The organism is Providencia sp. 6390 (assembly GCF_058148425.1).
Map to the genome: position 1 here is coordinate 15,440 of NZ_JBYVYL010000013.1, position 13,954 is coordinate 29,393.

General features: G+C 38.9%; 11 protein-coding genes. 10 read left to right on the plus strand and 1 reads right to left on the minus strand.

Translation table 11 applies throughout. The annotated features are described in order from the left end of the window. Positions 1-106: 106 nt before the first annotated feature. The gene (locus AC3Z9T_RS20380; protein WP_490127909.1) at positions 107-631 is read right to left on the minus strand and encodes a Csu type fimbrial protein; all 525 of its coding nucleotides are present in this window, start codon (positions 629-631) and stop codon (positions 107-109) included. A 2,072-nt stretch (positions 632-2,703) separates the two neighbouring features. Here AC3Z9T_RS20380 and flhD point away from each other — a divergent pair. From flhD to AC3Z9T_RS20430, 10 genes are all read left to right on the plus strand, one after another. Further along, positions 2,704-3,051 (plus strand): flagellar transcriptional regulator FlhD, encoded by a 348-nt coding sequence (gene flhD, locus AC3Z9T_RS20385; protein WP_490127910.1) that lies wholly within the window; start codon positions 2,704-2,706, stop codon positions 3,049-3,051. Positions 3,052-3,059: 8 nt separating this feature from the next. Further along, complete coding sequence (gene flhC / locus AC3Z9T_RS20390; RefSeq protein WP_490127951.1) at positions 3,060-3,641, plus strand: flagellar transcriptional regulator FlhC; 582 nt, start codon at positions 3,060-3,062, stop codon at positions 3,639-3,641. Between the two features lie 234 nt (positions 3,642-3,875). Next, the gene (gene motA, locus AC3Z9T_RS20395) at positions 3,876-4,763 is read left to right on the plus strand and encodes a flagellar motor stator protein MotA (RefSeq protein WP_490127911.1); all 888 of its coding nucleotides are present in this window, start codon (positions 3,876-3,878) and stop codon (positions 4,761-4,763) included. A gap of 7 nt (positions 4,764-4,770) precedes the next feature. Next, positions 4,771-5,721 (plus strand): flagellar motor protein MotB, encoded by a 951-nt coding sequence (gene motB, locus AC3Z9T_RS20400; RefSeq protein ID WP_490127912.1) that lies wholly within the window; start codon positions 4,771-4,773, stop codon positions 5,719-5,721. Between the two features lie 67 nt (positions 5,722-5,788). After that, on the plus strand, positions 5,789-7,843 hold the full coding sequence (cheA, locus tag AC3Z9T_RS20405) for a chemotaxis protein CheA (protein WP_490127913.1): 2,055 nt from the start codon (positions 5,789-5,791) through the stop codon (positions 7,841-7,843). Positions 7,844-7,858: 15 nt separating this feature from the next. After that, positions 7,859-8,356 carry a chemotaxis protein CheW gene (gene cheW / locus AC3Z9T_RS20410; RefSeq protein ID WP_490127914.1) on the plus strand — a complete coding sequence of 166 codons (498 nt, stop codon included), beginning with the start codon at positions 7,859-7,861 and terminating at the stop codon, positions 8,354-8,356. Between the two features lie 262 nt (positions 8,357-8,618). Beyond that, a complete protein-coding gene (locus tag AC3Z9T_RS20415) occupies positions 8,619-10,304 on the plus strand; it encodes a methyl-accepting chemotaxis protein (RefSeq protein ID WP_490127915.1) in 1,686 nt (561 codons plus the stop codon). Between the two features lie 109 nt (positions 10,305-10,413). Further along, positions 10,414-11,973 (plus strand): methyl-accepting chemotaxis protein, encoded by a 1,560-nt coding sequence (locus AC3Z9T_RS20420; protein WP_490127916.1) that lies wholly within the window; start codon positions 10,414-10,416, stop codon positions 11,971-11,973. 77 nt (positions 11,974-12,050) lie between these two features. Beyond that, the gene (locus AC3Z9T_RS20425; protein ID WP_490127917.1) at positions 12,051-12,887 is read left to right on the plus strand and encodes a CheR family methyltransferase; all 837 of its coding nucleotides are present in this window, start codon (positions 12,051-12,053) and stop codon (positions 12,885-12,887) included. Next, positions 12,887-13,954 (plus strand): protein-glutamate methylesterase/protein-glutamine glutaminase, encoded by a 1,068-nt coding sequence (locus AC3Z9T_RS20430; RefSeq protein WP_490127918.1) that lies wholly within the window; start codon positions 12,887-12,889, stop codon positions 13,952-13,954. Before AC3Z9T_RS20425 ends, AC3Z9T_RS20430 begins: the two co-directional genes overlap by 1 nt.

Consider the following 13,954-nt stretch of genomic DNA (forward strand, 5'->3'; position numbering starts at 1 on the left):
ACGAGTCGTTAGGAGCATAGATAGCACTGTGACTAGCGCGAGTGAACGCGGTTCAACAATGCGGCAACTTGAAGCATGACGAGTATAGATAGAAAGCTGCGCTCATTTAATAACTCACATTAACCGTGACAACATCTGAATAGGTATCAGGTGTAAAATTTGCATTAGTAACAACAGCATACACTGTAAAGGATTGAGCTGTTCCTGTTCCTGTACCTGATACTCCATTCCCCGCTTCTGTCGAATTGGCGGTATTTCCCCAATTACTTCCCGTTGCTGAAGTTTGTTTCAACTGATAGGGGATCTTATCGGTATTTGTTGTGGCATTACTGACTGAGACTAAGTTTCCAGCACCTGCATTTGTTCCGTTGTTTGCAGCTGATGGTGATAAACCAATATAGAAAGGTGTACTTTTTGAACAACTGACGGTAAGGGTATTACTGGATGAGGAGTTTGTGGTACTTGAGCTGACCGAGCCTAAATTTATATCAGAACCAACACTCACTTGGCACGAGCTGGTAATGGTCATTAAGACTTGAAATGTGGTTGTTGCCAAGTTAGCTGCATTAACTGTTGATGATATAAATACTAAGCTAGTTAGAAACAGTGTTTTCTTAATCGTTGTTTGCATAGAAAACCTCATAAAGTGTATTGATTGTAATTGTGTTTAAGTGATGGTTTTATCATCTAATTTATTAGTCATAAAATGACTAATATCAACATAAAATAAATATTTTTTTATCTTCTTGGATGTGTGCTTTTGGTGAAAATAATTAACTTATTATTAATGCTCATTTTTTGGCGGACGATAGCAATTGTGTATTTGTTATAGGAGCACAGATGAATGAGCATTCGCCGATAAATAAAATCAATTGATTGATTGTTTTTTATCCTAATGGAGGAGGTCTGAGTTTAGAGGTACTAAAAGATTCTAGTGACAGATTGAAAGACTAGCGTACGGTTATGAGCTAAATAAAGCCAAACAGTTATATACCCGTCATACTTCAAGTTGCCGCATTGTTGAACCGCGTTCACTCGCGCTAGCCACAGTGTTATCTATGCTCCTAGCGTCTCATTCGCTTGTCGTCTAGCCGTACCTCCAATTATTTAGCAAAATCAGCCGTAAACCTTCGTCCATTATGGGCGGAGATATAAGGCGAAAAGCCCTGATGGATTTAAGGTTATTGATGAAGTGGGAAGCTTCGCCGAGCAGGCACGGTATAGTCATTTTCATTGTGTATAAATTTCCAGCTAAATTAACTCAAATTAATTAGAAAACATTGGGAAACTAAAAGAATATTTGTGACATGAATCTCGTTTTTAGGATTAATTTTTAGCTTAAAAATACAGTAAGTTGAAGCGTCAGGGCATCACGGGTTTTGAAATGAAATTTTGAAATGAAAGATAACAATTTATAAGTGTAAATACGGACGGTTAGAAAATTTAACTTATGTTGACTGTTGTTAACAAACAAATTGTTAAAATAAAAATAGATAGTAACTATATGTTACTATAATTAACTGTTATCAAATTGTGTTCAATATGAAATCAAATTTTACATTTACTCTGTAAAGGCCACCCTAAGATAATACTTGGAGTCTATTTTTTCTTTGTGGGAACAGCAATTGTTAGTTTCACCTGAAATTAATAAAAAAGTTGTTTTCATTTTCAGAATGTTTTATCCCGATGGTTGTGGAATGAATAAGCATAACTATGTAGGTTGATCATTTCATTAAAAAAAATACGCCTTCATTTTTATCCATTCAATGTGAAAATATATTATGAGGAATGATTGAATAAAATGTTAAATAGTAAAATTAGCCCTATATTTTTATAAATATTGTCATTTTATCACTAAGATTTTAATTATTAATGAGAAGGAAAAGTGCTTTTTTGAGGTTAATAGATAACCATTAAATTAAATTTGAATAATAATTCCACTCTTTAAAATCATAAGAAAAATTTATTAAAAATAAATGGCGTTTATAATGCAACATTTTGCGGTATATCAAGTTTATTGAGTTTTTTGGTTGAGAAATTTTGAATAACTTACATTTTATTCATTGAACTCATTGAAAATAAATGGATAAAATTCATTCTTATTTCAAGTGTTATTGATGTTATAGGGTATTTTCAGAGGACTTTCCCAATAAATTTCTTTGATATGGATCAATATGCTGTTTTGAATGTTGTGATTGGTTATTTAAATCGATTATTCAACTAATAAGAGTAAAAAAATTAACTAAAAACCTATCATTTGGCTTAGGTTGACCTTATGTATCTTAATAATTTAAGATAAGGAAGGAGAAGATATGGTTATAATGAAGAATTGTTTATGAATTTATGGATTATGACCTAAAGGAATAAAAAGAAACATAAGCATCTTGAATAGTTAATTTTGTGGTGCATAATAAATGCCGACTGAAATTGATATCAGTAAATTCTGACATTTACTAGAATGTTTGTTTTTAGTGGTAGTTTATTGTTCATGGGTGTTCAGGAAATAGATTTAATTTAAGTTTTAACTTTTGTGTATTTTATACCCCTTACTAGGTATTTGCTTCATGATTGCATGAAACAGTAATGTAAATTGCACCTAGTATATTTCTCTTATTATTAAAAATTAGGTTATAGCAATACGTTTAAGCTTCATGTTTGTCCTATTTGCACACAGATGTAGTTAATATTACAAAAGGAAAAAAAATGACCTCAACAACTGATTTTCTGAAGCATATATACGATATTAATCTTTCATATCTGCTGCTTGCTCAAAAACTTATCTCCCAAGAAAAAGCGTCTGCTATGTTCCGACTCGGTATCTCTGAATCTATGGCAACTACATTAGCAGATCTTTCTCTTCCTCAATTGGTGAAATTAGCGGAAACAAACCAGCTAATCTGTCAATTTAGATTCGAAAACAGTAATACGATTGAGACGCTAACCCGCGATTCTAGGGTAGATGAATTGCAACAAATTCATACAGGTATACTACTTTCAACCCACTTGTTGCAAACGCACAAGGCAAATGAAAATGAAATAGCGAGAAAATGATGAGTAGCATTACTGAAAAGAGTATTGTTAAGGAAGCTAGTGATATTCGCCTTGCAATGGAGCTAATTTCTTTAGGGGCTCGCCTCCAAATGCTAGAAAGTGAGACTCAAATTAGCCGCGGCAGGTTGATCCGTTTGTATAAAGAATTACGCGGGTGTCCGCCGCCCAAGGGGATGTTGCCATTTTCAACAGACTGGTTTATGACTTGGGAACAAAATATCCACTCTTCCATGTTTTATAATGCATACCAATTTTTAATTAATACAGGGCACTGTAAAGGTGTCGATGCTATTTTGAAAGCTTACCGTCTGTATTTGGAGCAATGTATGCCATCATCAGAAGAAGAGCCTATATTGGCATTGACACGTGCATGGACACTGGTTCGTTTTGTTGAAAGTGGCATGTTACAAAGCTCAGTATGTAGCTGTTGTAATGGGTCTTTTATCACTTATGCACATATACCAGCAAACAGTTTTACATGTAGTTTGTGCCAACCGCCGTCACGAGCAATAAAAAAACGTAAACTTTCCGAACATCTCGCCGATATTACGCTATATCGACAGGATGGCATTACCAAAGCGGTAATGTGATTGGATTAATTCGGTATACTCTCAATAATTCGAGGTGCAGTTAAACGAATAGGGGATGGCTGCGGGAAGCAGATAAATTACGGTGACCAGTCCAATAGGACATGACCAACCATTCGCTAGCGTCATGCTGCAATTTGAAATATAACGAGTATAAACAGGTAACTCGAGTGCCTGTTCTTCCTAATAACTCCCTTTGACTGCCATCTGTTATCTAACTGAGTTGAAGGGAATATTGTGTTAATACTCATCGGTTATATCATTGTTACAGCTACCGTTATTGGCGGTTATTTAATGGTTGGTGGCCATCTAGGGGCACTTTATCAACCCGCTGAATTTGTCATCATTTTAGGGGCGGGCCTAGGTGCATTTGTTGTTGGTAACAGCGGTAAATCGATAATAGCCTTACTTAAAGTGTTACCACTGCTATTCCGTCGTTCTTCTTACAATAAAGCAATGTCGATGGATCTTATGGCGTTGCTATTTCAGTTATTAAATAAATCTCGCCAAGAAGGTTTGCTCGCACTTGAAAAAGACATTGAAAGTCCTCAAGAAAGTGAAATTTTCTCTCAATACCCCAGAGTATTAAAAGATAAAACGACAATGATGTTTATTGTCGACTACCTACGTTTAATGGTAACTAGCAACTTACAAAGTCATGAGATTGAAGCTTTGATGGATGAAGAGCTAGAAACTTTCCGTCAAGAGAGCGAAGTACCTGCATCTGGTTTGCAAATGGTTGGTGACTCGATGCCTGCTTTTGGTATCGTCGCGGCAGTATTAGGTGTTGTTAATGCATTGGGCTCTGCCGATAGGCCAGCAGGTGAGCTTGGTGCATTGATTGCTCATGCAATGGTAGGAACTTTTCTTGGTATTTTAGTAGCTTATGGGTTTATTTTACCATTAGCTGCATTGATCCGTTTACGCAGTAGCGAGCAACTAAAAATGATGGAGTGCATTAAGGTGACTTTTCTTTCTGCATTGCAAGGGTATGCGCCACAAATTGCGGTTGAGTTTGGACGTAAGGTTCTGTACAGCGTCGATCGTCCTTCTTTCACAGAGTTAGAAGATAAAGTTCGCGAAGTGAAAGTGGGTAATCGTTCACAAACACAGAACGAGGAGTAATCAATCAATGAGAGCAAATAACGCCCATATTATTCGTGTTAAAAAACGCGTTAATAACCATCAAAATGCACATGGTGGTTCTTGGAAAATTGCCTATGCAGATTTTATGACGGCGATGATGGCGTTCTTTTTGGTCATGTGGTTGATTTCGATATCTAGTCCTCAAGAGTTGACGCAGATAGCAGAATATTTTCGCACACCATTAAAAACCGCCATCAATCCAGGTAAAAAAAGTGGTGATGCTACCAATCCAATTCCTGGTGGGGGAAAAGATATTATCTTCCGTGATGGCGATATTCTGCCTGAACCAAATAATAAAATTGAGGATGAGGCGAATTATCGTTTTGAAAAACTCAAACAATCCCTCGAGCAAGCGATCCTTAAAGATCCCCGTCTCAATGAGCTTAAGCCACATTTGCTAATCGATATGATTGATGATGGTTTGCGTATTCAAATTGTTGATAGTGAAAATCGCCCCATGTTTATGGTGGGCTCAGCACATGTTGAGTCTTATATGCGTGATATTTTGCGCGCAATAGCACCTTTACTCAATGATGTGCCTAATCGGATCAGTATCTCAGGGCATACAGATGATTTGCCCTATGCGAATAGTGCAAATTATAACAATTGGGAATTATCAGCAGATAGAGCTAATGCTTCTCGCAGAGAATTAATTGCAGGTGGATTAAACCAAGACAAAATTTTGCGGGTTGTTGGTATGGCTTCGAGCATTCACCTCGATAAAAACAATGGGTTAGCACCCATTAACCGTCGTATTAGCATTATTGTATTAAATGATGCAGAAACCTCACAAATTTTGCATGAATACGATGGCGCAACGCCTTTGGATGACGTGTTAAAAAAATCGCTACAGAAAGTGGATGTGACCCCAGTTGAAAATGAGAAAAAGGTGGATGAGGACAAAAACTCAACACCATTGTCAACATTAATAAACTGATTTTAATTGTATGACCAAAAGTGGCATACAACGTTAAGTGAAACCTAAGCTAAATTGGATGAAAACCATGGATATAACCGAGTTTTATCAAACGTTTTTCGATGAAGCTGATGAGCTACTCAGGGATATGGAACAACATTTGCTTGAGCTCGATCCTTTTGACCCAGATAGCGAACAGCTCAATGCAATTTTTCGCAGTGCTCATTCAATAAAAGGCGGTGCCGCGACATTTGGTTTCACACAGTTGCAAAACACGACTCATACATTGGAAAATTTACTTGATAAAGCACGTCATGATGAACTGACACTCACACCCGATATCATTGATATTTTCCTTGATGCCAAAGATGTTATGGCATCGCAATTGGATGCCTATAAAAATGACTCATTACCTGATGAGGGTACTTTCAAACGTATTTGCGAAGTTCTTGGGCGAGTTGAGCATACTGTAGAAGAGATTGTGAGTGAAGACGTTCCATTACCACAGCCTGTTCAAGTTAAAACAACACCTGCGACTCTTGATGACTATTCATACTATGTGGTCATTACATTAAACTCATTAAAAGCGAATGAGGTAGATTTACTCACGGACGAGTTAGCTTTATTCGGTTCTCTTTATCACACCCAAAAAACAGACAATAGTTTAGTGGCTTGGCTTGGAACTAATACGGCTATTGATGATATTTGTGGGGTGCTGTGCTTTGTGGTGGATGAATCACAAATTAGCCATCAAATGACTGATAAACAAACGTGTTCAGCTTATTTATCCTCTGCAAATAATACAACTTCTGATGTGACTGAAACCGAGGAAGTGGCAGATTCAGACGTTAATAAAGTCGAGAATACGGTAATCACTGAATCTAAAACCTCACCAGTTGCTACACGTAAGTCTATGCCAGCAAAGGCCAAAAATGACTCTAGTAGTATTCGTGTTGCCGTTGAAAAGGTCGACCAACTGATTAACTTAGTTGGCGAATTAGTCATTATCCAATCTATGTTAACCCAACATAGTCAGCAATTGGATCATAATGAGTATGGCGATTTGTTAAGCTCAATTGTTCAGTTGGAACGTAATTCACGAGCTCTGCAAGAATCGGTGATGTCGATCCGTATGATGCCAATGGATTATGTATTTAGCCGCTTTCCTCGTATGGTTCGCGATATCGCGACTAAGTTAAATAAAAAGATTGAGCTAAAAGTTGAAGGAAGTGCGACAGAACTCGATAAAAGTTTAATTGAACGAATTGTTGATCCACTCAATCACCTTGTGCGTAATAGCCTTGACCATGGTATTGAAAAACCAGAAGTGAGGGCGGCAAATGGTAAACCTGAAATAGGAACATTGATCCTTTCTGCTTCACATCAAAGTGGCAATATTTGTATTGAGGTACGTGATGATGGGGCAGGGCTAAACCGTGAACGAATTCTTGCGAAAGCACGTTCTCAAGGTATGGATGTTCATGATGGCATGAGCAATGAAGAGATCGCAATGTTGATTATGGCGCCTGGTTTTTCTACGGCTGAAGTAGTAACTGATGTTTCCGGCCGTGGCGTAGGTATGGATGTGGTTAAACGTAACATTCAAGATATGGGTGGACGTATACAAATAGGTTTTACTGAAGGTAAAGGCACTATCATTCGTATTTTGTTACCTCTGACGTTAGCCATCTTAGATGGTATGTCCGTTAAAGTGGCGGATGATGTGTTTATTGTTCCACTCAGTGCAATTATTAGTACGTTACAGCCTCGCCAAGAAGATATTTATCGTCTTGCTGGCGAAGAAAAAATGTTATTAGTTCGTGGTGAGTACCTTCCATTAGTTGAATTACATCAAGTTTTTAGTATCAAAGGCGCAGAGTCAGATCTCGTTAATAGCATTGTGCTGATTATTCAGCATGCAGGACATCGTTTTGCCCTGCTGGTGGATAAGTTAGTTGGGCAGCAACAAGTTGTTGTTAAAAACATCGAAAGTAATTACCGCAAAATTCCTGGTATTTCAGCTGCCACGATCATGGGGGATGGTTCTGTTGCGCTTATTTTAGATGTTGCTGAGTTACAAAAAATGAATAACAGCATTTTGCTTAAAAAAAAGCAGCAAAGTGCGCAACCCGTTATGCACTAAATAGAGGTTAACACAATGTCAATGTTGGATGATGATTTAAATAAACTCGAAGAAGAAAAAAATGGAGAAGGCTACCTTATTTTTACTTTAGGTGAGGAAGAATATGGCATTGAGATATTAAAAGTGCAGGAAATCCGAGGCTATGAACAAGTTACTCGGATCGCTAATACACCTGATTTCATTAAAGGCGTCACTAATTTAAGGGGCGTGATCATCCCAATTATTGACTTACGAGTGAAATTCTCTCACCAGAACGTGACTTATAACGATAATACAGTGGTTATTGTGGTCAATTTAAAAGAGAGAGTCGTGGGGATCGTCGTTGATGGGGTTTCTGATGTATTGGTGCTAAATGAAGAGCAAATTGCCGCTCCGCCGGATTTTGCTGTGACTTTATCAACACAATATTTAACGGGCCTTGGAACGGTGGGAGAGCGAATGTTGATTTTAGTCGATATTGAAAAGCTATTAACCAGTGATGAAATGGCATTGATTGATAGCATGGCGGAATAAATTTTTACTACGAATGATGTCTTTCAAATTGTCGTATTGTGTTAAGGCATAACAGTAGATATTAACGATAATAAGCACTTGTGAGGTGTGTCGTGTACCCATGGCTCACTTCATGTATGTATCGCTTAAACGCAACTCGAATATATATCAATCGATTTGTCTTTAAAGCATTCACCGCACAAATATTCCGCTCAACATAGCTAAAGTTTTCAGCTAGGCGACCGATATCCAAAATACAATAACATTATGTCAGTATAACGTCATGCACAGTCGAATTAAAATCGTATCGGGACTTTTGTCTGTTATTTTTATCTTTATTCTGTTGCAATTAATATCCAGTGGATTGATGTTTAATAAACTGGGCGATAATAGCGATAGCATTAATTATTTGAATTCACTTCAACGCCAAAGACAACTATTAACAGAAAGTTGGGTTAATTTACTGCAAGCACGCGCTAACCTAAATAGATCCGTGAATGCTCTGTTATTAGAAGGCCATAATTATCAAGATGATGCTAATGCGGATGATTTAATTAAAGCCGCGAATCGCAACTTTAAAGCTGCCGACTCAGCCTATCAGCGCTATAACAAACTGATGGAGGCGAGTAGTTATGATAAAGCCAAATTTGAGCAATTATTTTTAACCTATGAAACTTATCGCAATGCGCTGGTGCAATTAGGTGAATATGCACAAAAAGGACAACTTGATAAGTTTTATGCACATCGTACTTCTGGACATCAAATTAAATTTGAAGAGCAATTTAATGCTTATTTTGCTGATATTTCAGCTGACTTTCAAAGTGAAGTTGAACGTGCGGATGGTAACTATCGCCAATCTTTATATTTAATTATCATTTTATCCGTCATATTAGCACTGATCGGTTTCTTGAGTTATCGCTATGTTCGTAAAGGTATTATCGAACCATTAGGGTTGTTAATAAAGCGTATTAATGTTTTTGCTTCTGGCGATTTAACACCAACAGTAGATACCCGATCCACCAACGAAATTGGCGAGTTAGCTCGTGGTGTTGAACATATGCAGCAAGAGCTGATTAATACTGTACGCGGTGTACGAGATGGCAGTGAAACCATCTATCAAGGAACTAGCGAAATCGCTGCTGGAAATAATGATCTCTCAGCACGTACTCAAGAACAGGTTGCGTGTTTAGAAGAAACAGCGGCGAGTATGAGTGAGCTTACCGCTACCGTTAAGCAAAATACGGAATATGCACATCAAGCGAGCGAATTTGCTAGCCAAGCTTCAGCGATTGCTAAGGAGGGGGGGAAGGTTGTCTCTAACGTAGTGAATACTATGCTGAATATTGCCGATAGCTCGCAAAAAATCTCAGATATTACTGCAGTCATTGATAGCATCGCTTTCCAAACCAATATCTTAGCACTTAACGCTGCTGTCGAAGCTGCAAGAGCGGGGGAGCATGGTCGCGGTTTTGCTGTCGTTGCTGATGAAGTCCGAAACTTAGCACAACGCAGCGCTAATGCAGCCAAAGAAATTAAAACACTGATTGAAGACTCGGTTTCAAGAACAGATACTGGCGCTCGCCAAGCAGAAGATGCAGGTGAAACAATGACTAAGATTGTTGAATCTGTCACACGTGTTACTGACATCATGTCACATATCGCTTTAGCGTCTGATGAGCAAAGCAAAGGTATTTCTCAAGTGAGTATTGCTGTTGCTGAAATGGATAAGGTCACACAGCAAAATGCATCATTAGTTGAACAATCAGCAGTAGCGGCAAATGTATTGGAAGAACAAGTTGCAAAACTTGCACAACTCATCTCTATTTTTCGCTTACCCGCCATGAAACACAAAGAGTTACAAATAACAGAGCCTGCGGCAAGAACGATTTCGAATGTGGTTAAAACACCCGATCTGAAAAAAATATCATCGAAAAATCATCAAGATGATGACAATTGGGAAACCTTCTAAAGACTCAGACCTGCGTTGCCAAGTTTTATATTTGGCAACGCTTCTGTGCATCACTGCCGCAGTGATAACAAAGTATAGAAGTTCTAGCTGGCGTTTGTGGGGATAAAAAATGAAGAGTATTCGGATTTCAGTCAGTTTATATCTACTTCTCGTGATGTTTTGTGGAATGCAAATTCTATCTAGTGCCTTGTCGCTAGGAATTGTATCGAGTGAGCTTTCTTCCTTGGAACGCATTGACCTTGGTTCTAAAAAACGTGACTTGCTTGAAACAACCTATGAAGATCTGATGCAAGCACGTAGCACACTCACTCAAATCGTTGTGCACATTAAAGTGAATTCGGATACTGCTAGTATTGAACAAGCTAAAGGACTTTTTGAGCAATTCTTACGCCAAGCCGCTGATGATTATGAAAAATTTAAAGCTCAGCCATTGTTAAGTGAGCAAGAAAATCTTGCTGCTATTGAAGATAAATACCAAGCTTTTGTCACGATCTTAAAAGAACTTAAAGCATTAATTGATAGCAATAATATTCCAGGTTATGTGGCGTTACCCGCTCAACAACATCAAGACCAAATGGCTAAAACACTTGATGAATATATGGATATCTTAAATGTGGATAGCCAAAACTCCCTCGATTCTGCCAATTTTTATAACAAAATTGCTTGGATTATGTTTTTTGCGGTGACATTTACCATTTTAGCGGTTTCTGGCTTTGCGCATTTTTGGATGAAACGCAAAGTTATTTATCCGCTGATTAGTATGAGTGATCACTTTATGAGATTAGCTCAAGGCAAACTAAATCAAGACATTCGTGTGACTACGAGAGATGAAATTGGTGAGGTTTTTGAACAATTAAAATTGATGCAAGAGTCACTAGCAACTTCAGTGACAACGTTACGCACCAATACAGATCAAATGTATACCGGTATTCGTGAAATTTCTTTAGGTAATAACAAGTTATCATCTCGTACTGAACAACAGGCTGCTTCATTAGAAGAAACAGCAGCAAGCATGGAAGAGTTGACTGCGACCGTTAAACAAAATGCGGATAACGCACGTCAAGCGAGTGAGTTAGCAGTATCAGCCTCTAAAACAGCAACGAAAGGCGGTGATATTACTGTGGATGTGATTGACACGATGACGGCGATTTCTCATAGCTCACAAAAAATCAGCGCCATTATTAGCGTGATTGATGGTATCGCTTTTCAAACCAATATCTTGGCATTGAATGCCGCCGTGGAAGCTGCACGAGCAGGGGAACAAGGCCGTGGTTTTTCAGTTGTTGCGGGTGAAGTTCGCGCTCTAGCACAACGTAGTGCTGAAGCGGCAAAAGAGATCAAAACTTTGATTGATGAATCTGTCGGTCGTGTCAACCAAGGTTCCCAACTGGTTAATGAAGCTGGGCAAACGATGAATGAGCTGGTCGCAGCCGTGAATCAAGTCACTGAATTGATGGGTAACATTGCTTCTGCATCAAATGAACAAAGCCGAGGAATTGAACAAGTTGCAACAGCGGTTAGCCAGATGGATTTAGTCACGCAACAGAATGCCGCCTTAGTTGAGCAGTCAACTAGTGCAACAGCGGCACTGGAAGATCAAGCCAATAATTTAGTTGAGACAGTGGCTTTCTTTGAAGTCTCTGAATCGAAAACTGCTCGTATTAATTAGTGATGATTGTTGGGGTTAGGTATTAAGCAGCCGATTATCGGCTGCTTCTGGGTTTCTATCAAATAGGACAAAGTACGATGCTTTTTGCACCACAAGTAGAACCATTGACTGATGAAGAATTTGGTCGGGTTTGTCGGTTTATCCACAAAAAATCAGGCATCGTTCTTACCATGAATAAAAAAAACATGGTGTACAACCGGCTACTCAAGCGGTTACGTGATTGTAAAGTCAATAATTTTTCCGAATATTTGCGCCTACTGGAACGTGAGCCTTTACACCCTGAGTGGCAAGCTTTTGTGAATGCGTTGACAACCAATTTGACCGCATTTTTTCGCGAACCGCACCACTTTGTGACATTAAGCGAGTTTATTCGTACTCGTAAAAATAGCAATATCAACATCTGGTGTGCCGCTTCTTCGACGGGAGAAGAGCCTTATTCTATCGCGATGACATTAAGCGATGTGCTCGGTACACAAGCGGTGAATGCTAAAGTGGTAGCCAGTGATATTGATACTGAAGTACTTGATAAAGCAAAAAAAGGTGTCTATCGCATTGAAGAGCTAAAAAACCTGACAGCAATTCAACGTCAGCGCTACTTTATGAAAGGAGTGGGTGATTTTGAAGGCTATGCCCGTGTAAAACCATCCATTAGGGATATGATCGAATTTCGTTTTTTAAACCTAACAGAGGGTGACTGGCAGCTACAACATCGTTTTGATGCCATCTTTTGTCGTAATGTCATGATCTATTTTGATAAAGATATGCAAATCAAATTATTAGAACGATTTGCACCACTACTTAAACCCGATGGTTTACTGTTTATCGGTCATTCAGAAAACTTATCTCAATTATCACAACGTTTTGTAATTAAAGGACAAACCGTCTATAGCCTACAACCGGCGAGGAGGGGGTAATGGAAAAAATTAAAGTGCTCTGTGTCGATGATTCTGCGTTGATGCGCCAAATCATGCGAGAAATCATTAATAGCCATGACGATATGATAGTCGTTGATACAGCACCAGACCCTTATGTTGCTCGCGATTTAATTAAACAACATGAGCCAGATGTGATCACATTAGATGTGGAAATGCCACGTATGGATGGTATTGATTTTTTGGAAAAATTGATGCGATTACACCCACTACCTGTTGTGATGGTCTCTACACTGACCTCTAAAGGATCTGAGGTGACATTAAAAGCCTTAGAATTGGGAGCCGTTGATTTTGTGACTAAGCCACAAATCGGTATTCGTGAAACGATGATGAGCTACCGTGATGTGATTGGTGAGAAGATCCGTGCAGCAGCTATGTCGAAGATCACGCATCGTAGCCGTTTTGCGCGTAGTGAAAAAGCGGTTCATGAGCCTGTTAATGTCGCTAAACCACTTTCGTCCTATGTTTGCCATAGCCGAGTGATTGCCGTTGGTGCTTCAACTGGGGGAACAGAAGCGATACGCCAATTTTTAGAAATGTTGCCGCGTGAATGTCCACCAGTTGTGATCACTCAACATATGCCAGCAGGTTTCACTCGCTCTTTTGCTGAGCGCCTCAATAAGCTTTGCGCCCTGACGGTGAAAGAAGCGGAGCACAATGAACCATTACAAAAAGGTTTTGCTTATATTGCTCCCGGTGATTCGCATATGTTGGTTATTGATAACGGGCGTGGTTACCAAATTCGTTTACAGCAAACAGAACCCGTGAACCGTCATCGTCCTTCAGTGGATGTATTGTTTGACTCTGTTGCCAAGTGTGTAGGCCGAAAATGTGTAGGTATTTTACTAACAGGTATGGGAATGGATGGTGCAAGAGGCATGCTTAACCTGCGCCAGCAAGGTGCAGTGACTTATGCGCAAAATGAGAGCAGTTGCGTGGTATTTGGTATGCCGCGAGCGGCGATTGAGTTGAATGCAGTAGATGAAGTTCAAGATATAGTCAAAATTGCGCCAAGTGTTTTGGCTCGACTTTCAACTGTATCCGCATAG